The following is a 19,448-nucleotide window of genomic DNA, read 5'->3' as shown; positions in this document are numbered from 1 at the left end:
TGAATTGAGCGCCGATTCGCTTCGTCATCCAGAAAATTTGAAGCCATCTCGCCTGCAACTTCGGAAGTTGGTCCATTGATCAGCGTTTCCCTAGCGCCAAGGCCTGAAATTTGGTTTCAGGTTTCATTTCTAGGTTTCATCCCATGCTCGTCTCGAAAGCCGAATTCGCCCGGATGCACGGCGTCTCGCACACGGCCGTCGCGAAGTGGCAAAAGTCCGGATGGCTTGTCCTGCAAGGCTCCAAGGTCGATGTCGAGGCGTCGAACGAGAAGCTGAAGCAATACCGGGATTCGACTGACGGGCGCGCCGCACGGTCCCGAGGCAAGGTTTCATCTGATCCGAAACCTGAAACCAAGGATGAAACCGAAGCCTCGGCCGCGCCGGCGCCCGACGAACAGCCGAAAGGGAGTGGCCGCGCCGAGCGTATCGTCGTTGATGAGGTCATCGCCCTGCTGCCCGGCGAGTCGTCCGAGGACGCGGCCGAGCGGCTGACGGCGGGGCTGACCGTCGACCTGAGCATGCCGATCGAGGAAGCGAAGCGCATCAAAGAGGTTTACCTCGCGCTGCTCAATCGGCTCGAATACGAACAGAAGTCGCAGATGGTCATCGACGTCGACCTTGCGAAATCGGTCATGTTCGATGTCTTCCGTGCCGCGCGCGATGCGTGGCTTAACTGGCCGGTGAAATATGCGCCGCTCATTGCGGCTGACCTGGGCATCGAATCGGATCGGCTACCCGACGTGCTGACCGCCTATGTCCACAAGCAACTCTCTGAACTCGGAGAACCCGACGACTCGGAGCTCGTCAAGCGGAAAAGCTGATGTATTGCGGCTAAACGGTCGCAAGGGCTTTACGCCACCGCCGCGGATCAGTGTGCCCGATTGGGCCGACAATTTCCGCAAGCTGGCGAAAGAGGCCGGCAGCACGTCGGGCGACTGGTCGACGGCAACGGTGGAGGTGGCGCGCGGGCCGATGCTCGCCGTGACCGAACCCGGTGTGCACGTCATCACGGCGATGGTCAGCACGCAGATGCTGAAGACCGCTCTGCTCGAAAACACATTCGGCTATTTCGCGCACCTCGATCCGAGCCCGATGCTGCTGTTGCAGCCGAAGGAAGACGCGGCCGAGCAGTTCAGCAAGGAACGCATCGCGCCATTGATTCGGGTGACGCCGGTGCTGCGCGAGTTGGTCGGCACGTCAAAGATGCGCAACGCCGATGAGACGTTGCTGTTCAAGTCGTTCCCGGGCGGCTTTCTCGCGCTCGCGGGCGCCGGCAGTCCCGACAACCTGGCGCGCCGGCCGGTGCGTGTGATCCTTGCCGACGAGGTCGACAAGTATCCGATCACCCGTGAAGGTGATCCGATCAGCCTGGCGGAGGAGCGGACGGCGACGTTCGGCAACTGGCTGTCGATCCGCGCCTGTTCGCCGACCGTGCAGGATGAGAGCCGCATCGAGGACAGCTACAAGGAATCGGATATGCGGCGCGCGAGCGTCGAATGCCCGCACTGTGGCCACCGCCAGTTTCTCGACTTCTTCCGCCACGTCGAGTGGGAAAAGAAGAAGGACGCGCAAGGCAACGTCGTCTCGCACAACACGAAGACCGCTCGGGTTTATTGCGAGTGCTGCGGCGCGGGCTGGTCCGAAGGCGAGCGCTTGCGCGCGCTGCAGACGGCGCGCTGGCATCAGACCAAGCCGTTCGAATGCTGCAGCGAGCGTCACCTTCCGCTTGAATCGTACGAGCAGGCGTGGCGCGACGGCGGTCAGACCGGCGATCCAGACGCAGCTGTTACCGCGGTTTGGGACTGGTGGAGTTCGGACCGGCACGCCGTCTACCGTGCGAAATGCCCGAAATGCGGGACATGGGGTGTCGACAACGAGCATGCGGGTTTCCAGGCGTCGAAGCTTTACAGCCCATGGCCGAAAGACCGGCCGCACCTGGTCGCAAAGAAGTGGGTCGATGCGCAGCAGGACGAGACGAAGAAACAAACCTGGTGGAACACGCAGGCAGGCCTGCCGTACCGCGCGCACTCGGGGAAGAACCTCGACCTCGAAGCGCTCGCGAAGCGCGGCGAGGTTTGGCCTGCCCAGGTGCCCGCCGGCGTCGCCCTTCTCTCGGCCGGCGTCGATACGCAGCCCGATCGCCTCGAGGTTGAGGTGGTCGGTTGGGGGCGGGATGAGGAAAGCTGGTCGATCGACTATCGCGTATTCGAAGGCGATCCGAACGAGCCCGAAGTGTGGGCCACGCTCGACGCCTACCTCATGTCGAGGTTTCGTCGCGCTGATGGTCGTGAGTTCGTGATCGACGCTGTGTGCGTGGATACCGGTGGCTCCAACACGCAGAAGGCCTACGAGTTCACGAAGGCACGCCTCGGTCGGAACATTTTTGGCATCAAGGGCGAGTCGGCGAAGAACGGCGCTCGCTCGCCGGTTTGGCCGACCAAGAAGCCGACGCGGCGCACGAAGTCGAACTATCGCCCGGTGATCGTCGGCGTCAACACCGCGAAGGACGTGATCTACCGGCGCCTCGAGCGCGAAACGCCGGGTCCGGGATATATGCACTTCCCGGCCGACCGCGACCTGAACTATTACGCGCAGCTCACCGCCGAGCGGCGCGTGCAGAAGACGATCGCAAACCGCCGGTTCACGGTGTGGGAATTGCCGAACGGGAAGCATAACGAGGCGCTCGACTGCCGCGTATATGCGTATGCGGCTCTATGCGCGCTGTTCCATAAGGGGCTGCAGCTCAACCGCCTGGCTGACGAAGTCGGGGCAACCTTCACGGCGAAGCCATACATCGAGCCGAAGCCCGCGGCCAGCGCGGAAGGCGGCGAGCAGGACGAGGTGGTCGAGCAGCCGGCGGCGCCACCGGTCGTAGCGGTGGCGCGCGGACCGATGGTGAAGAAGGTAGGCGCATCGGGCGGCAGTGGAAAATCGCGCGCGAGCCGTCTCGCATAACGGAGTGGTGATGGGTGCATACGATGGACGCAGCAGGGCCGACCTGCAGGCGCAGCTAACCGCGCTGCTGAAGGCCTACGATCAGTTGGCCGCGGGCCAATCGGTCGCGAGCGCGAGCTACTCGCAGAGCGACGGCTCGCGCTCGGTCACCTTCCGTCAAACGGATCTCGGTCTTCTCGACGGGCTGATCTCGAAACTTCAAGAGCAGCTCGGCATCGTGCGCCGAGCACGCAGGCAAATTCGATTCGTGTATCGCTAATGGACAATCCCGTGCAAATTCTCGGCGTGGACGGCAAGCCGTTGCCCCCGCGTCAGGGGCGTGCGTCGATGCTGTCCGGAGCGAGCCAGACCCCCTACGACGCTGCGAACCTGTACGGTGCGCACGTCGAGGACTGGAATCCGTACCTGTGGTCTCCCGATGGGGAGATCAACATGTACCACGACCGGATCACCGCCCGCGCGCGCGATCTGGTCCGTAACGACGGATGGGCAACGGCCGCAGTGATGCGGACGCTCGACAACGTCATCGGACCGGACTTCCGGCCGATCTCGAAGCCGGATCACGTCGCGCTGCGCGCGCTGACCGGCAACAAGGCATTCGATCACGTTTGGGCCGATGAATTCGGTCAGCAGGTCGAGGCGAACTATCGGGCATGGGCGCACGATCCCGGCTTCTACTGCGACGCCGAACGGATGCTGCCGATACCTGGCCTATTCCAGGTTGCGTTCCGACACAAGATCGTCGACGGCGACGGCCTGGGCCAACTGCACTACTTGCCACAGCGGGTGAGCGTCGGCCGCGCGCGCTATGCGACTGCGCTTCAGGTGCTCGATCCCGATCGCCTATCGAACCCGCAACTGCAGTTCGACCAACAAGCGCTGCGCGGTGGCGTCGAGGTCGACGAGTTCGGCGCGCCGACTTGGTATCACATTCGCGAGGCGCACCAGGGCGACTGGTTCAGCGCCGCGAAGTCCGTGCGCTGGAAGCGGATTCCGCGCGAGACGGAATGGGGGCGACAGATCATCGTCCATTCGTACGAGCACGATAGGGCATCGCAGCACCGAGGCGTTGGTTTCCTGACGCCCGTGCTGCAGCGCTTCAAGATGCTCATCAAGTACGACGAGACGGAGCTCGATGCCGCGATCGTCAATGCGTTTTTCGCGGCATATATCCAGAGCCCGTTCGACGGTGATCTGGTCGAGGAAGCGCTCCAAAGCCCTGATCGCCTAAACAAGTATCAGGAGGAACGCGCAGCGTTTCACGCCGAGCGCAAGACTCGGCTCGGCAACGTCGGCATGACGCACCTGTTCCCGGGCGAGACGATCGGCTCGGTGATGGCGAACCGTCCGAGTGCGAATTACGCGGCGTTTAACAGCGCGTTCTTGCGCAGCTTCTCGGCGTCGACGGGCCTGGCCGCGCAGCAGATCAGCCAGAACTGGGCCGAGGTCAACTACAGCGCATACCGCTCGGCGATGCTCGAGGCGTGGAAGACGTTTCACCGGCGGCGCCTCGGTTTCGCCGCGACGTACACGCAGCCTATCTACACGGGCTGGCTTGAGGAATCGATGGAAGTCGACGATTACCCGATGCCACTCGGCGACGTGCCCGACTTCATCGAAGCGCGCGCGGCGTATTCGCGCGCGAAGTGGCTCGGTCCGGGCCGCGGTCTGGTGGACATCGTGAAGGAGCGGCAGGGCGCATCGATGGGCGTCGCGGGCGGCTTTTCGTCGCTCGAGGACGAGTGTGCCGAGACGGGCGGTACCGATTGGCGCGAAGTCGCGCAGCGGCGTGCGGTCGAAGAGGCCTATTACCGCAATCTCGGCCTGCGGCCGCCGGCGACGCTGGTAGGCGACAGCGTCAAGGAAGCGAGCGCAATTCCGGAGGAGGTCTGATGAAGTTCGCGCACATGGCGCAGCGGCTGTTCAACGTGCCGCTCGCGATTCGCCGCGAGAAGGCCGAGGTGATCATGGCCGCGCTGATGGATCGGCTCGGCGTGTCGCAGATCGCGCGGCTTGAAGGCGGTCGCCTGAAGCCGATGGCGATGGAGGACTGGGACGACGATTACGACAGCTTTTCGCGTGAAGGGCGTGTTCCGGATCCTGGCTACGACATGATCGAGGACACTGGCGTGGCCCTGATCAGTGTGCAGGGCACGCTCGTGCAGAAGCTTGGCTCGCTCCGTCCGTGGTCCGGTATGACTGGCTACGACGGTCTGCGCCAAGCGATCCTGCGCGCGCACGCCGATCCGAAGGTCAAGGCCATTGTGTTCAATGTGGACTCGCCCGGCGGCGAGGTGGCCGGGTGTTTCGATCTCGTGGACACGATCTACGCGCACCGCGGCAACAAGCCGATGTGGTCGATCCTGACCGAGTCGGCGTATTCGGCTGGATACGCGATCGCCAGCGCGGCCGATCGCGTAATCGTGCCGCGCACCGGCGGCGTTGGCTCGATCGGCGTGATTGTGATGCACGTCGACTGGTCGAAGGCGCTGACGAATGCCGGTATGGCCGTGACGTTCATCACCTACGGCGAGCGCAAGGCGGATTTCCATCCGGAGATCCCGCTCTCGAAAGAGGCCTACCAGGCAGCGCAAGCCGACATCAACACGATGGGCGAGCTGTTCGTCTCGACGGTCGCGCGCAATCGCGGCCTGTCGGCGGACGTTGTCCGCAAGACGGAGGCCGCCTGCTACATGGGCGACGCCGGCGTGAGCATCGGATTGGCCGATGCAGTGATGGCGCCCGACGAGGCGCTTCTCGCCCTGCTCGAAGAGCTTGGCTGACAACCATTGAAAGGAACGACATGAAATCGAAAATCTTGGCTCCGTTCGCCAGCTTCCTGAGCAATGCTCCGCGTGCGGCCGGCGCTCGAATCGAAGAAGGCGGCGGTGACGACGACGAGCGCAAGCAGCGCGAGGGTGAGTCCGACGAGGACTACGCGAAGCGCATGGAAGATCTCGACGAGAAGGAACGCGCCGAGCAGGAAGAGAAGGAAAAAGAAGCGGCGGCCCGCCGGGCGGAAGAAGAGCGCGAACGTGAAGAAGCCGAACAGCGTGCTGCGGCAGAAGGCGATGACGATTCCGAAGACGACGATGGCGACGACGCAACGGCCAGCGCAGCGCGCCAGCGCGAGCGTGTGCGGTGCGCCCGCATCATGGCGCACGGCATCAAGCTCGGCCGCGCGCGCCAAGCTGGCGTGTTCGCGTTCGACACGAAGATGTCCTCGCGCGCGGCGATCGCGGCCCTCAACGCCGGTGCGGAAGACGCGCCGGCGCAACCGCGTCGTGCATCCAGCTTGTCGAGCCGCATGGCGTCGACCAGCATCCCGAGCGCGGGGGCGGGCGGCGTAACGCCGAAAGCCCCGACGCTGGCTGAACAGATCGTCCAGGCGGGCAAGAAGCGCCGCGGCGAAGCCTGATCGCCTGGTCAACCTGTTACGAGTTAAGGAGAAAGAGTCATGACGCTTCCCGTCAACACGATCGGCGATAACCCGCAGCAGCCGGGTATCTGGGCCGAAACCTACGTTCCCGATCAGCTGATCGCGGGCGCGCTGCAAATCGTCTCGCAGCCGATCATCCTGGCTTCCGGCACGCTGCCGCGCGGCTCGGTGCTTGGCATGGTGAGCTCGCTGAACGCGATCGCCGAGCCGGGCGCCTCGAATACCGGCAACGGCACGATCGGCGGCGTGAGCGCAAACGGCGCGCTGGCCGGTGCCTACGTGCTCACGGCCACCGCAGCAACGACGTTCTCGGTGACCGACCCGGAGGGCAATGCACTGCCGCCGGCTACGGTCGGGACCGCGTATTCGCAATCCGGTATCGGCTTCACGCTCACGGCCGGTGCGACGGCCTTCGTGGCTGGCGACACGTTCACGATCGAGATCGAGGACGCGGTCGGTACCTACAAGCTGTCGGTGAAGACGGCGACGGACGGCAGCCAGATCCCGTCGGCCATTTTGGCCGACTATGCCGATGCCAGCGCCGGGCCGGTGACGGCCGGCGCGTACGTCGCCGCCGAAGTCAACGCGCGCGCGCTGAATTTCGATCCCTCGTGGGACATCGCTTCGCTGCGCGCAGCGCTGCGGCAGAACACGATTTTCGTCAAGTCCTCGGTCTCCGCTGCCGACCCGACTTAAACCCGACTCCGCTTCGAGAAACCCCGCTTCGGCGGGGTTTTTTGTTTTCAGCGGGGCTATTCGTATCAAGGAGATTGAGGGATGACCACGCCCCAAGGATCGTTGGTGTACGACACCAACACGCTGATTCAGGTTGTTCCGAACCTGAAGCTGGCGCAGCAGTTTCTGCTCGACAAATTTTTCCCGAATATCGTGATGTCCGATTCCGAGAAGGTGTCGATCGACGTCGACGTCGGCCTGCGCCGGATGGCGCCGTTCGTCTCGCCTCTCGTCGAAGGCAAGCTCGTCGAGCAACGACGTTACCAGACGGACGAGTTCAAGCCGGCATACATCAAAGACAAGCGCGCGCCGGACCTGCGCAAGCCCGTGCGCCGCATGATCGGGGAGCGCATTGGCGGCGAGCTCAAGGGTGCCGAGCGCGAGATGGCGAACCTCGAAGCGGAAATGACCGATCAGGTCGACATCCTGAATCGCCGCCTGGAATGGATGGCCGCGAGCGCGCTGCGTACGGGTGTCGTGCGTGTGGAGGGGGAAGGTTTCGAAACGGTCGACGTTGACTTCGGCCGCGACCCCTCCCTGACGGTTGCTCTCACGGGGGGCAGCCAATGGACGAAAGCGAACGTCAATCCGGGCAATGGGACCCCGACCGCCTCTCCGTCCGATGACATCGACAATTGGCAGCAGGTGATCCTTCAGAAGTCGGGCGCGAAGGTAACCGACATCATTTTCACGACGTCGGCGTGGAAGGGTTTCAAGGCCGATCCCGAGTTGAAGGGCGCGATTGTGTTCCCGTCGTTGAACGTTAACGGGAACATCATCAATCCGGGCTCCCAGATCGAACAGGGGGCCGTTTACAAGGGCAAATGGGGGCAGTATGACCTCTGGCTCTACAACGATTGGTTCATCGACGAAAACGGTGTCGAGCGACCGATGATCCCGGACGGCGAAATCGTCATGAGCGGCCCGAACCTGATCGGCACGCGCGCGTTCGGGCAGATCATGGATCCGGCGTTCAACTACGAATCGCTTCCGTATGCGCCGAAAACGTGGGTGAAGGAAGATCCGGCGCAGCGCTTCCTGATGATGCAATCGTCGCCGATCGTCATTCCGAGCCGCGTGAATGCATGTTTCGGCGCGCGTGTCATTCAACAGACCGCAGGGGGCAACTAATGGCTTCCCCAACGAAACCCGATGCGCCGACCGTGAAAGGCGCCGATACCGCCGACGTGCGCATGGTCACTGCGACAGTTGCACGAGGTCGTACGGTGCGGTTGGAAGACGGCACCGATGTGCGCGCTGGCGAGGAAGTGACGTTGCCCGAGGTCGAAGTGATTGCGCTGCGCCGGCATGGATTCCTTGTCGATCCGGACGCTGCAGTCGTACGGCGCGATACGGGTCAGCCGCAAGGGCCGTCGATCTCCAGGTCGGGCACGGCACAGCGAGGCTGACATGTTTGACTTCGACCAGCTGAATGCCTCGATCAACGGCGTGTTCGGCGAGTCGGTGTCGTACCAGCCGGCCGCTGGCGGCGCGCCCTTTTCCGTCACCGGAGTCGTCGTCGATTCGTTCCGAACGCCTTACTACAAGGACGACGGCTCGGTCGGGTACACGACGACGGCGCCGGCGATCGGCGTGCGGCTTGCTGATTTCCCCGCGAAACCTGTGAAGAACGATGTGCTGACGCGCCTGAAGACGGGTGACCGTTTCATGGTGCTCGACGTACACAGCGACGGCATCGGCTGGCTGAACCTGATCCTCAAGGTTGCGAAATGACCACGAAAACCGATTTGCTCGTGGCCGCGATGCAAGGGCTGATCGGGCAGACGGACGCCGGCGCGCGAGTGTATGGCGCGCGCGATGCGTCGACGTGGGACGACGAATATCCGGTGCTGTTCGTATCGATGCCGCTCGACGAGGACGGCGAGTCGTTCGGGCGCAACGGCGCGCCGGCCTTCACGGTGTCCTGCAGCCTGATCGTCGAGGCGCGCGCGAGCGCGCTTGCAGTGCCGGACGACGGTGGCGCGCTTGACTTGGTCGGCCAGCTCGAGGCGCTGCGCGACCAGGTCAAGCGCGCGGTCATCAACTACGGGCCGCTGATGAGCCAGATTCAGCAGTACGCGTTCTTCAAGGTCCGGGGAAAGCCCGGGCCCGGTGACGCGGGCGAGCACGTCGGCGGCGTCGAGATCGAGATCGGGCTTGAGTTCGTGCAGGACGCCAGTGATTTCCGGCAATCCAACCCGCCTGCTCTCGAGGCTATCGGCGGTTCAGTCGTGATGCCCGAGGGCACCGTGCAGCCGACGTTCTCGATTCCGTTTCCACCATCCATTTCGTAGGAGCGCCGCATGCGCGTGAAACCTGCCCCGGGTCTGCAAGTGCGTGACCCGCATACGAAAAAGCTTTTGCCCGAAGAGGGCATCGACGTGCCGGACGACAGCCCTGTCTGGAACAGGATCCTCAACGACGGCGATGTCGTGCGCGTCGAGCAGCCGACGACGGCCAAGCTGACCAGCGCCCGCGCTGCAACCGAAGGTGAAAATGCATGAGCACGATTCCGTTCCGGGTCATCCCGCAAAACTACCGTCTGCCGGGCGCGCTGTTCGAGCTGGACAACTCGCAGGCGAATACCGGCGCGACCACGCAGCGCGCGCTGATCATCGGCCAGATGACCGCGGCCGGCACTGCAACGCCGAACGTGCCCATTATCTGTGGCGGCATCGGCGACGCGCAGGCCGCCGGCGGTGCGAATTCGATGCTGGCGAACATGGTCGCCAAGTATCGGCTCAACGATACGTTCGGCGAATTGTGGATCCTGCCAGTCGCTGACGCCGCCGGCGCGTCGGCGGCCGCTGGCTCGGTGACTTTCACGGCTGCGCCCTCGGCAAACGGCACGCTGTCGCTGTACCTCGCGGGGAACCTGGTTACGGTGCCGGTCACGGCTGGGCAGGCCGTCGCGGACGTCGCGACGTCGGCGGCCGCCGCGGTCAATGCCGTCCCCGGTCTTCCGGTCGAGGCGTCGAGCGCCGCGGGCGTCGTTACCCTCACGGCGGTCAACAAGGGGCTAAGCGGCAACGAGATCGACATCCGCTTCAATTACCGCGGCACGACCAACGGCGAAGTGCTGCCCGCGGGGTTGGCGTACACGATTACGGCGATGACCGGCGGCGCGACGAATCCGTCGCTCACGACTGCGCTCGGCAATCTCGGGACGGAGTCGTTCGACTTCATCGTCAATCCGTACAACGATGCCGCCTCTCTCGATGCCGTGAAGGCGCTGCTCAACGACCAGAACGGGCGTTGGAGCTACCTCGAGCAGCTATACGGCCATTCGTTCGGCGGCTTCGCGGGCACGTACTCGCAATCGACGACGCTCGGCAACTCGCGGAACAACCAGCACGAAACCATCCTGCCGGCCGACAGCAGCCCGACGCCGTCGTGGATCTGGGCCGCGGCGCTCGCGGGGCAGGCGGCGGTGAGCGTTCGCGCCGATCCGGGCGTGCCGCTGCAGTCGCTGCCGCTCAATGGCGTGCTGCCGCCGGCGGTCGAGAAGCGCTGGCAGCCGTCGATTCGCAACACGCTGCTGTTCGACGGGATGTCGACGTTCACCGTGGCGAACGACGGTACCGTGATGACCGAGAACATCATCACGACCTACCAGACGAACGCGCAGGGTGTCGATGACGACAGCTATCTCGAAGTCGAAACGATGTACCAGCTCGTGCTGGAGATCCGGACGCTGCTGGCAATGCTGTCGTCGAAGTATGCGCGGCCCAAGCTGGCGGATGACGGCTCGCGGCCGGCTGCCGGGTCGAACCTGGTTACGCCGAGCACGATCAAGTCCGACATCATCGCGCTCTACAACGAGCGCGTCGACGCGGGCTTCGTACAGGGCAAAGCGGCGTTCGCTGCCGCGCTCGTCGTGCAGAAGAATACGGTCAACCCGAACCGCGTCGACATCCTCTGGCCCGGCACGCCGGTCAACCAGATGCGCACGTTCGCGACGCTGGTGCAGTTCCGGCTGCAGTAACGCCGCTCGACGGCCAGAGATCGCCACCTTCGGGTGGCTTTTTCATTCTTAGGAGAAACACATGTCGGGTAGCCAACTGCTCGCAGGGATCACCAACGCCAAGATCGATGGCGTTACCTACCAGCTCGAGGGCAAGGCGCGTTACAGCGTTGCCAAGGTAAAGCGCGACACGCTTATGGGTCAGGACGGTTTCCACGGCTTCAAGGAAATGCCCCGCCCGGGCTCGATCAAGATGTCGCTGCGCGATTCGGGCGGCCTGTCGATCGCGGACTTCAACGCGATGCGCAATTCCACCGTGGTGCTGGAGCTCGCGAACGGGAAGATCGTCACCGGCCGCAACATGGGCACCGTCGAGGCCGAAGAAGTCGACACCGAAGAAGCGACCTTCGAAGTGTCGTTCGAAGGTCCCGAAGTCACCGAACAAACCGCTTGAGGCGAGTGATGGAAGAGAACGAAAAGAAGCCCCGGAAAATCCAGCCGTCGACGATCACGATCGAGCTCTCCGAGCCGATCACGCTGTCCGGCAAGGACGGCGACACGGTCCACACGGAACTCGAGCTGCGGGAGCCGAATCTCCGCCAGATCAAGGCGTTCGTGAAGATGGTTCCGACCAAAGGTGCGCTCGATGCGTTTCAGACGCTGATCAGCGAACAGGCCGGCATCCCCATGTTGGGCATCGACAAGATTTCGGCACGCGACTACTACAAGGCGCAGGAATACCTGTCGTTTTTTCTGACGCCGCCCGACGAGGACGACCCCGAGGGAAACGAGGGGGGCTCCCAGTAGATTGGGAGCGCCAGGTCAAGGTCGTCGAGCGCTGGTGGGGGTGGCAGCCGAGCGAAACGAAAGAGATGACACTGAGCGAAGTGCGCGACTACGCATATCACGCGGCGCTTATGTCCAAGAAGGATTGAGGTTATGGCCGAAGAATTCGTTCTGCGAATCCGCACCGAAGAAGATGCGACTGCCGCGGCAAAGAAGATTACGGCTGCGTTCTCGAAGATCACTGCTCCGATCGATAAGGCGCAAAAGCGATTTGCTGGCGTGGGCGCCGTCGGCACGCGCAGCTTCGAGAAACTGACGAAGGGTTTGGAGTCGGCTGCACGAGCTGCCCACACGCTCGTCGACAAAGTCGTCGAGCTGGTACCGGGACTTGCTGCGCTTGGCGCGGCGGGAACAGTTGCGGGCGTCGTAGGCTTGACGAATCGTTTTGGCAATTTCGGTTTCGCGCTGAACAGGTCGTCGAAGCTACTCGGTATGAACGCTCAGGAACTCGCAGCCTGGCATGTCGCGGCGAAGCGCGCCGGGGTCTCGGCCAGCGAATTCGATTCCGCGATTTCGTCGTCGCAGATGGCGATCCGGGATGCGGCAAACGGCGCAAACCCGGCTGCGCTGGTGCTGATGCAAAAGATAGGGGTGCAGATCCAGCGGAACAAAGACGGCACCGTCGACTACTACACCACCCAGCAAAGGCTGATGAAGGCGATCGCCGGCCAACGCAGCGCCGTTACACAGCGCGCAGCTGCGGACGCACTGGGTATGGGAGGCCTCCTGCCGATGCTTCAGCAGGGGACATATGATGAAGACAAGGCCCGTGCGTTCCGCAAGGGACTCGTGCCGACGCCGGACGAACTCGCCCGAGCCACGCAGTTCAAGCAGGAGGTCAACGATCTCGAGGATTCAGTGTCGGGCCTGGGGAACTCCATCGGCGCCGGTCTGATTCCAGTTCTCGAGCCTGTTGTGAAGCAGTTTTCAGTATGGCTCGACACGCATCGAGCGGAAATTGCTGACAAACTCGCGGCTGCGGTTCAGCGCTTCGTCGACTGGATTTCCAAGGTCGACTGGGACGGGGTATCGAAAAGCGTCAAGAAAATGTGGGACGGCATGGGGGGCATCAAGGGGGCGATGATCGCTATCGCGGCGCTGTCCTTCGCCGGTCCAATTGCAAGCGTCGCGAGCCTCATTTCGAGCCTTGTCACCCTCACCACAGTGACTGTTCCCGCGGCCGCCGGCGCTCTTGCTGGGCTGGCGAGCGCGCCAGTGATGGCCGCGATTCTCGCTTTACTCCATTCGAAGAACCTTAACGAGGGGGAGGGCGAAGAGGTAGCGAAGCATCAGGCGAAAGCCGGTGAGGGATGGGATGGAGACCCGGTCGGAAAACAGCATCGTGCTGTTGCTGAGGCTGCCACGAAGGATCCGAAGACGGCCGCCGCAATGGCTTCACTTCAGGCAATGGGATGGTCTAAGGCGCAGGCAGCCGGAATGGTCGCGAATCTCTGGATCGAGAGCAATCTCAACCCCGGTGTAGTTGGCGACAACGGTGCGGCTTATGGGATCGGGCAGTGGCATGCGGACCGCCAGGCAGATTTCAAGGCGTGGGCTGGCCATGACATTCGTGGCTCGACCATGGAAGAGCAACTACGTTTTATGAATCACGAGTTGCGGAACGGCAAATATTGGTCGGCTGGGCAACGGCTTCATGGCGCAACGAGCGCCCAGGATGCGGGGCGTCTGGTTTCCAAGTTCTACGAGCGTCCGAAGAACGTGGATCTCGAGATGGACAAGCGCGGATCACTCGCGAATGCGCTTGCCGGGGTCATGCCTCCAGAAGTGGCGGCTCCGGACGCAAATGGGGCCGGTAGCGAGGGCGCCACTGCGGATGTCCATGATGCTCGGGTCAGGGGCATGCAGCAGCAGTCAATGAATATCACCCTCGATATGAAGAACGTTCCACAAGGTATGCGGGCCGAGGCGAAGACGGCTGAAGGAAACTATCTGCCGACGCGAGTCGAGTACCGTCTCGACGGAATCTAAGGGGGATCGCAGTGGCATCGACGACAACGGATGTCCTGAGCGTTGTCGGCAGCATTGGCGGTCTTGCATCGGCTGCCGACAACCTTGGTTCGCTGCTGACCGGAGATTGGGCCTCGAACCTGAAGCCGGCCAGCTTCGGCGGCGTGCCGTTCGGAGTGTTCGAGATTCGGACCTCTGCCGGCCAGAACAGGTCCGTCCACACGTACCCGTTTCGTGACGACGTGTGGGCTGAACCTCTCGGCAAGAAGCCGCGCGCGTTCGAAGTGATCGGGTTTCTGTTGGAAAACGATCTCAAGACAGGTGCAGGTGCGGTAATCGAGCAGCGCGATAGCCTGCTGGCTGTATGCGAAGGGCCGGACAATGCAACGCTTGTGCATCCGACGTTCGGAACGATCGATAGCGTCGCTTGCCTTGGCGTCGAGACTATCGAGCGCCTCGATCTCGGGGCGGTGTTTGAAATCCGCCTGACCCTGATTAAGTCCGGTCCTCGTAAGTTTCCGACGACGCAGGTGTCGACGGCCGACGATAGCGCGAGCAACGCGGCGAACCTGAAGGAAAAGGGACTGCTCGACTACGCAAAGGACATCGCGGCTGACATTCGGAACGGTGCAGCTGTCGTGCAGAAGGCTGTTTCGACCGTGGTTTCCTGGTATCAGATTGGCGTCACGGCCGTGAACGATGTTAAGCGCGTGATCGGTGCTGTGTCGACGCTCTCCGGCAACTTCGGTCGGCTCTTCGGCGGCGGCAATTCAGGCTACTCGGCGAGCAATGCGAAGGCGTCGCCGAGCACCACCGCAGCCGATTTGCTTGCGGCGTCGGCCGCCGGACGGGCCGCTGTCGTGTCCGCCGGCGCGGCAATGCAGGCGGCCGCGGCGAATCCGTCGGACACCGCCACGCTCGGCTTATCCGTCGATGCGTTCGTCGCCGCGGTCGCAGCATCGGCGAACGATCCGGCGGATGCCGTGCGATTAGTGAGCGGGCTCGTACGGTATTCGCCCGCAGATGTGATCGTGCCGGGGCAGATCGGCGCATCGATGGACGTCGTACAGATTGCGACGGCAGCGCTGCTGCGCCGGTATGCATTGGCGCAGCTCGCGGTGACACTCTCCGGTTACCAGCCATCATCGCAGCAGGATGCGGCGACGGTTCTGTCGAACGCGCTCGATCTATACGACGCTGAGATCGGCGTAGCGGGCGACGCCGGCGACGACGATACGTTCGTCGCACTGCGATCGCTGCGCCGCGCCGTCTATGCGGACCTGACCGCGCGCGGGGCAGACCTTGCGACGCTCGCGACGTTCTCGTTCAACGCGACGTTGCCGTCGCTGGTGCTCGCGCAACGCATCTACGACGACGTGACGCGTGAGGCGCAGTTGCTGCAGCAGATCGATCCGATTCACCCGGCATTCTGTCCGATTGCGTTTCAAGCGCTGGCGAAATGAACGACGACGTAACCCTTAAGGTCGCAACCTGCACGTTCAATCCGGCAGCCAAACCCGGGCAGGAGACGTTCACGACGTCGAATGCGCGTTCGATCACCGGATGGACTGACGTGACCGTCTCGCGCGGTATCGAGCGCTGCCCGTCGAGTTTCGAAGTGAGCTATACGGAGCCGTATCCGGACGTTGGCGAGATCCTCGCGCAACCCGGAGATTGGGTGCAAGTCGTGCTCGGTGACGACCTTGTGCTGACAGGCTTCGTCGACCGCTACATGCCGTCGTACAGTGGCAATCAGCATAGTGTTCGAATTACCGGCCGCAGTAAGTGTCAGGATCTCGTCGATTGCGCAGCGTTCATCGATGGTGGCCAACTGCTCAACATGACGGTCGACAAGATCGCGGCGGCGCTATGCGCGCCGTATGGGATTGCGTCCAGCGTCGCAGATGGCACCGATGTCGGTGCGCCGATCGAGCAGGTCAACGTCATGGTTGGCCAGACGTCATATTCGGTACTCGAACTTTTGTGCCGTTACCAAGGGCTGCTGCTGTACGACATGCCGGACGGGGGCCTGATCTTCGCGTCCGGTGGCCCGGCTACGCGTACCCGCAACACGTCAATCGGCACGCGGGTAGCTTCGAGTGGCTTTACAGAGGGAATCAACGTCGCATCGGCCTCGTTCATGATGGCAATGGATGGCCGATTCTCAAGGTACGACGCAGCGTATCAGGGGCTCGACACGCTGCGCGACATCGGTGACGGGGGAAATATCATTTCCACCGTGAACGACAGCACAGTGTCGCGTTTTCGATATAGGGCGATCATTTCCGAGAATGTGAACGGCGGCAGGGATATTGCCCTGCAGCGTGCGAACTGGGAAATGGCGTACCGGATCGGCCGGTCGTATCAAGTGCGACTCGTCACGGATTCGTGGCGCGATTCGGCAGGTTCCCTGTACGAGCCGAACGTGCTCGTCGACATCGATCTTCCGTCGCTGAAGCTACCGAAGAAGCGGTGGCTGATCTCGGACGTGACGTACAAGAAGGGCGAGCAGGGAACGTCGGCCGAGCTGACGATTATGCCGCCGCAGGCGTTCTATCAGGAGCCGATCATCCTCAATCCGGTCGGCCCGGACTTCAGTAGGGTTCCGCAATGATGGAGATTTTGAATCGCATCCGGAACTTGTTCGGGCGTGGCCGGATCACGTTGGTCGACGACACGGGGCCGGTGCAGATCGTGCAGCTTCGCATGAACGGCCTGGAGGTACCTGCCGGCCGGTACCGCGTGCCGGAATTCGGATTTTCGTCGAATCCGCCGATTGGTTCGGATGCGCTCGCCCTGCACGTCGCCGGCGACCGGTCGGCCGGCGCGGTGGTAGGCACCAACCACCAAGAATCGCGGCCGCGTGGGCTCGCGCCTGGCGAATCGATCCTGTACAGCCAGGACGGCAAGAGCGTCTACCTGAAGAACGGAAGCATCGTCGTCGACGCGAAAGGGCAGGACGTCGTCGTGAACGATGCGGCGAACGTTACATGGAGCTGCAGCGGCGATTTCAAGATCGTGGCCGGCGGGAAGTTCAGCGTGGTCGCGCCCGGTGGATCCGAATTCGATACACCGATGCTTTCGTCGACCGGCGACATGCAGGACAACACCGGCACGAACAGCGAGACGATGAAGGGCATGCGCGAGCTGTACGACTCGCATACGCACAACGTAGTGAACGTACAGGGCGGCGACTCGACGATCACCTCGAACGTGCCGAATCAGCAAATGTAGCGCTGCGGCGCACTGAGACAACCAACCCGCTCCGGCGGGTTTCTTTTTGCCTGCACGACATGCCCGACATCACGCTTTCATGGGATAGCGCGACCAATCACGCCGATTGGGTACTGGCCGGTGCCGATTTGCTCGCCGGCGATGATCTCGCGAGCGCCGTGCTGATCAGCGTCTTCACCGACCGCGAGGCGAGCGCTGACGACGTCATTCCGGACGGTTCAACAGACCGGCGTGGGTGGTGGGCCGACGACAGCGTGCCGATCGGCTCGCGGATGTGGCTGCTGAAACGTGCGAAGCAGACCACGCAGACCGCACAGCGGGCCTACGACTATATCGCCGAGGCGCTGCAGTGGCTGATCGACGACGGCGTCGCCGGTCGAATCGAAATCACGACGCAATGGGTGCGCCGTGGCGTGCTCGGCGCGCGGGTTGTCGTCATCAAGAACGGCGCCGTGCTTCATGACGGTCGATATGTGTGGGCTTGGGAAGGAATTAACTGATGCCGTATCTTCGTCCTACACTTTCCGAGCTCAAGGTGCAAGTCGCGGCCGACATCCAGAGCGGACTGCCGGGTACCGATCCGCTTTTGCGGTTCTCGAGTCTCGGCGTTATCGGCCGGGCGCTTGCTGGCCTGGCGCAGCTGCAGTACGGCTATACCGACTACATTGCGAAGCAATCGAATCCGTTCACGGCCGAAGATGAATATCTGGAAGCGTGGGCGGCGCTGAAGGGCGTCTATCGCGAGCCGGCGACGCAGGCCGGTGCGACGACTCCCGGGCAAATCCAGTTCGCTATCGCGCCTGGCACGAGCAACACGATTCCGGCGGGTGCATCCATCAGCCGTAGCGACGGCGTCGGCTACACCACGACCGGCCAAGGGATGATCGCGAACGGCGTGGTCACGGTCAACGCCGTGGCGAATGCCGACCCTTCTGGCCTGACCGGGATTTTCGGGAATTGCGCCGTCGGGACGTCGATGACGCTCGGCGTCTCGATTGCCGGCATCAGCTCCACCGGGAAGGTGTCGGTGGCATTTACCGGGGGCGCCGACATCGAGAAAGATGACAGCCTGCGCTCCCGCATGCTGTTCGCGTACCAGAATCCTGCGCAGGGCGGTTCAGAATCGGATTACGTGCGCTGGGCGCGCGAGGTCGCCGGCGTGACGCGAGCGTGGTGCAATCCTGTCGGCTTTGGCCCGGGCACCGTTGTCGTCTATACGATGTTCGACCAGGCCGAGTCTGGAAACAACGGGTTTCCGGTCGGAACCGATGGCGTCGCGACGAACGAGAAGCGTGGCGTGGTGGCTACGGGTGACCAGCTCACAGTCGCAGACTGGATCTTTCCGCTGCGCCCCGTCACGGCGCTTGTGTATTCGTGTGGGCCGATTCCGTCCGCTATCGATTTCACGATCACCGGTTCGGCGAACTTCACGGTCGCGCAGAAGGCCGCGATTGCGTCGGCGATTTCGGGCATCTTCGTGCTGTATGGCTCGCCCGTCGGGCCCGGAAACCAGAACGGTACCGTCGACCGGTCCTATATCGATTCGGCGATCGCGGCGATTACCGGCACGCAGGGATTCGTCATTACGTCGCCGCTTCAGAACATCGTCGGCACCACTGGCCAGATGCCTGTGCTCGGCACTATCACGTGGCTTCCGTAAATGAGAGCACCGAATTATTCCGCGTCCGACTTCACGTCGGCGTTGATGGCGCTCATGCCGCGGGGGCTCGCGTGGCCGCGTGATCCGTATTCGGTCATGGGCAAGACGATCGCGACGCTCGCGCCGATCTGGTCGCGCCACGTCGCCGCGAACAATTATCTGCTTGTTGACGCTTTCCCGTCGACGACGGTCGAGCTGCTTCCTGAGTGGGAGGCGGCTCTCGGTTTGCCCGATCCATGTGCTGGCGAATCGCCAACGCTCGCTCAGCGACAGGCCCAAGTAGTTGCGCGCTTCACCAACAGCGGTGGCGCGTCGATTTCGTACTTCATCAACTACGCGAAGAACCTCGGCTTCGACATAACAGTCAGCGAGTTCACGCCGTTTCGCGTAGGGCAGCACGCGGCAGGCGATTCGGTCGGCGTTGAAGGGTGGGCGCATACATGGCGCATCAATGCGCCGTCGACGACGATCAATTATTTTCGCGCCAGCCATTCGGTCGCTGGCGAGCCGCTCGCGTCGTGGGGCAGCGCAGTATTGCTCTGTGAAATGAATACCCTCAAACCGGCTCATACGCTCGTAATCGTGGCTAATCCAGGCTTCCTCGATTCGACGTTCCGCCTCGATTCGACAACGCTGAGTTAAACCGG

General features: G+C 62.9%; 22 protein-coding genes. All 22 read left to right on the top strand.

The window, feature by feature from the left end:
- Nucleotides 1-143: 143 nt before the first annotated feature.
- Nucleotides 144-821, top strand: a complete 678-nt coding sequence (locus DFS13_RS31630) for a hypothetical protein (RefSeq protein WP_111442584.1) — start codon at nt 144-146, stop codon at nt 819-821.
- A gap of 52 nt (nt 822-873) precedes the next feature.
- Entirely contained in the window at nt 874-2,955 is a 2,082-nt protein-coding gene (locus DFS13_RS31625) for a phage terminase large subunit family protein (RefSeq protein ID WP_241308672.1), read from the top strand.
- A 10-nt stretch (nt 2,956-2,965) separates the two neighbouring features.
- A complete protein-coding gene (gene gpW, locus DFS13_RS31620; protein WP_017918055.1) occupies nt 2,966-3,214 on the top strand; it encodes a gpW family head-tail joining protein in 249 nt (82 codons plus the stop codon).
- Nucleotides 3,215-3,225: 11 nt separating this feature from the next.
- Entirely contained in the window at nt 3,226-4,848 is a 1,623-nt protein-coding gene (locus tag DFS13_RS31615) for a phage portal protein (protein ID WP_241308671.1), read from the top strand.
- Nucleotides 4,848-5,738 carry a S49 family peptidase gene (locus DFS13_RS31610; RefSeq protein WP_111442582.1) on the top strand — a complete coding sequence of 297 codons (891 nt, stop codon included), beginning with the start codon at nt 4,848-4,850 and terminating at the stop codon, nt 5,736-5,738. Before DFS13_RS31615 ends, DFS13_RS31610 begins: the two co-directional genes overlap by 1 nt.
- A gap of 20 nt (nt 5,739-5,758) precedes the next feature.
- Entirely contained in the window at nt 5,759-6,373 is a 615-nt protein-coding gene (locus DFS13_RS31605; RefSeq protein WP_111442581.1) for a hypothetical protein, read from the top strand.
- Nucleotides 6,374-6,412: 39 nt separating this feature from the next.
- Nucleotides 6,413-7,090, top strand: coding sequence for a head decoration protein (locus DFS13_RS31600; RefSeq protein WP_111442580.1), 678 nt, complete (start codon nt 6,413-6,415; stop codon nt 7,088-7,090).
- Nucleotides 7,091-7,171: 81 nt separating this feature from the next.
- Complete coding sequence (locus DFS13_RS31595) at nt 7,172-8,260, top strand: major capsid protein (RefSeq protein WP_111442579.1); 1,089 nt, start codon at nt 7,172-7,174, stop codon at nt 8,258-8,260.
- A complete protein-coding gene (locus DFS13_RS40025; RefSeq protein ID WP_146610032.1) occupies nt 8,260-8,538 on the top strand; it encodes a hypothetical protein in 279 nt (92 codons plus the stop codon). Before DFS13_RS31595 ends, DFS13_RS40025 begins: the two co-directional genes overlap by 1 nt.
- 1 nt (nt 8,539) lies before the next feature.
- Nucleotides 8,540-8,863, top strand: coding sequence for a hypothetical protein (locus DFS13_RS31585; protein WP_060194794.1), 324 nt, complete (start codon nt 8,540-8,542; stop codon nt 8,861-8,863).
- Between the two features lie 14 nt (nt 8,864-8,877).
- Nucleotides 8,878-9,423, top strand: a complete 546-nt coding sequence (locus DFS13_RS31580; RefSeq protein ID WP_146610031.1) for an ATP-binding protein — start codon at nt 8,878-8,880, stop codon at nt 9,421-9,423.
- A gap of 9 nt (nt 9,424-9,432) precedes the next feature.
- Nucleotides 9,433-9,633, top strand: coding sequence for a DUF2635 domain-containing protein (locus DFS13_RS31575; protein WP_111442576.1), 201 nt, complete (start codon nt 9,433-9,435; stop codon nt 9,631-9,633).
- Complete coding sequence (locus DFS13_RS31570; protein ID WP_111442575.1) at nt 9,630-11,114, top strand: phage tail sheath subtilisin-like domain-containing protein; 1,485 nt, start codon at nt 9,630-9,632, stop codon at nt 11,112-11,114. Before DFS13_RS31575 ends, DFS13_RS31570 begins: the two co-directional genes overlap by 4 nt.
- Nucleotides 11,115-11,175: 61 nt before the next feature.
- Nucleotides 11,176-11,547, top strand: a complete 372-nt coding sequence (locus DFS13_RS31565; RefSeq protein WP_111442574.1) for a phage tail tube protein — start codon at nt 11,176-11,178, stop codon at nt 11,545-11,547.
- An 8-nt stretch (nt 11,548-11,555) separates the two neighbouring features.
- Entirely contained in the window at nt 11,556-11,900 is a 345-nt protein-coding gene (locus tag DFS13_RS31560; protein WP_111442573.1) for a phage tail assembly protein, read from the top strand.
- Nucleotides 11,901-12,032: 132 nt separating this feature from the next.
- Nucleotides 12,033-13,928 carry a phage tail tip lysozyme gene (locus DFS13_RS31555; RefSeq protein ID WP_111442572.1) on the top strand — a complete coding sequence of 632 codons (1,896 nt, stop codon included), beginning with the start codon at nt 12,033-12,035 and terminating at the stop codon, nt 13,926-13,928.
- Between the two features lie 11 nt (nt 13,929-13,939).
- Entirely contained in the window at nt 13,940-15,370 is a 1,431-nt protein-coding gene (locus DFS13_RS31550) for a DNA circularization protein (protein ID WP_166677940.1), read from the top strand.
- Nucleotides 15,367-16,521 (top strand): phage baseplate assembly protein, encoded by a 1,155-nt coding sequence (locus DFS13_RS31545; RefSeq protein ID WP_111442570.1) that lies wholly within the window; start codon nt 15,367-15,369, stop codon nt 16,519-16,521. The genes DFS13_RS31550 and DFS13_RS31545 overlap by 4 nt, the downstream gene beginning before the upstream one ends.
- Complete coding sequence (locus DFS13_RS31540; RefSeq protein WP_111442569.1) at nt 16,518-17,141, top strand: phage baseplate assembly protein V; 624 nt, start codon at nt 16,518-16,520, stop codon at nt 17,139-17,141. The genes DFS13_RS31545 and DFS13_RS31540 overlap by 4 nt, the downstream gene beginning before the upstream one ends.
- A gap of 59 nt (nt 17,142-17,200) precedes the next feature.
- Entirely contained in the window at nt 17,201-17,641 is a 441-nt protein-coding gene (locus tag DFS13_RS31535) for a phage GP46 family protein (RefSeq protein ID WP_111442568.1), read from the top strand.
- On the top strand, nt 17,641-18,801 hold the full coding sequence (locus tag DFS13_RS31530) for a baseplate J/gp47 family protein (RefSeq protein ID WP_111442567.1): 1,161 nt from the start codon (nt 17,641-17,643) through the stop codon (nt 18,799-18,801). The genes DFS13_RS31535 and DFS13_RS31530 overlap by 1 nt, the downstream gene beginning before the upstream one ends.
- The gene (locus DFS13_RS31525; protein ID WP_111442566.1) at nt 18,802-19,443 is read left to right on the top strand and encodes a YmfQ family protein; all 642 of its coding nucleotides are present in this window, start codon (nt 18,802-18,804) and stop codon (nt 19,441-19,443) included. It begins immediately after the preceding gene.
- The last annotated feature ends 5 nt before the right edge of the window (nt 19,444-19,448 follow it).

Origin of the sequence: Burkholderia sp. 28_3, assembly GCF_003253915.1 — a bacterium.
GTDB lineage: Bacteria > Pseudomonadota > Gammaproteobacteria > Burkholderiales > Burkholderiaceae > Burkholderia > Burkholderia cenocepacia.
Note: the sequence above shows the minus strand (reverse complement) of the source record. Positions and strands in the feature narration are given on the sequence as shown.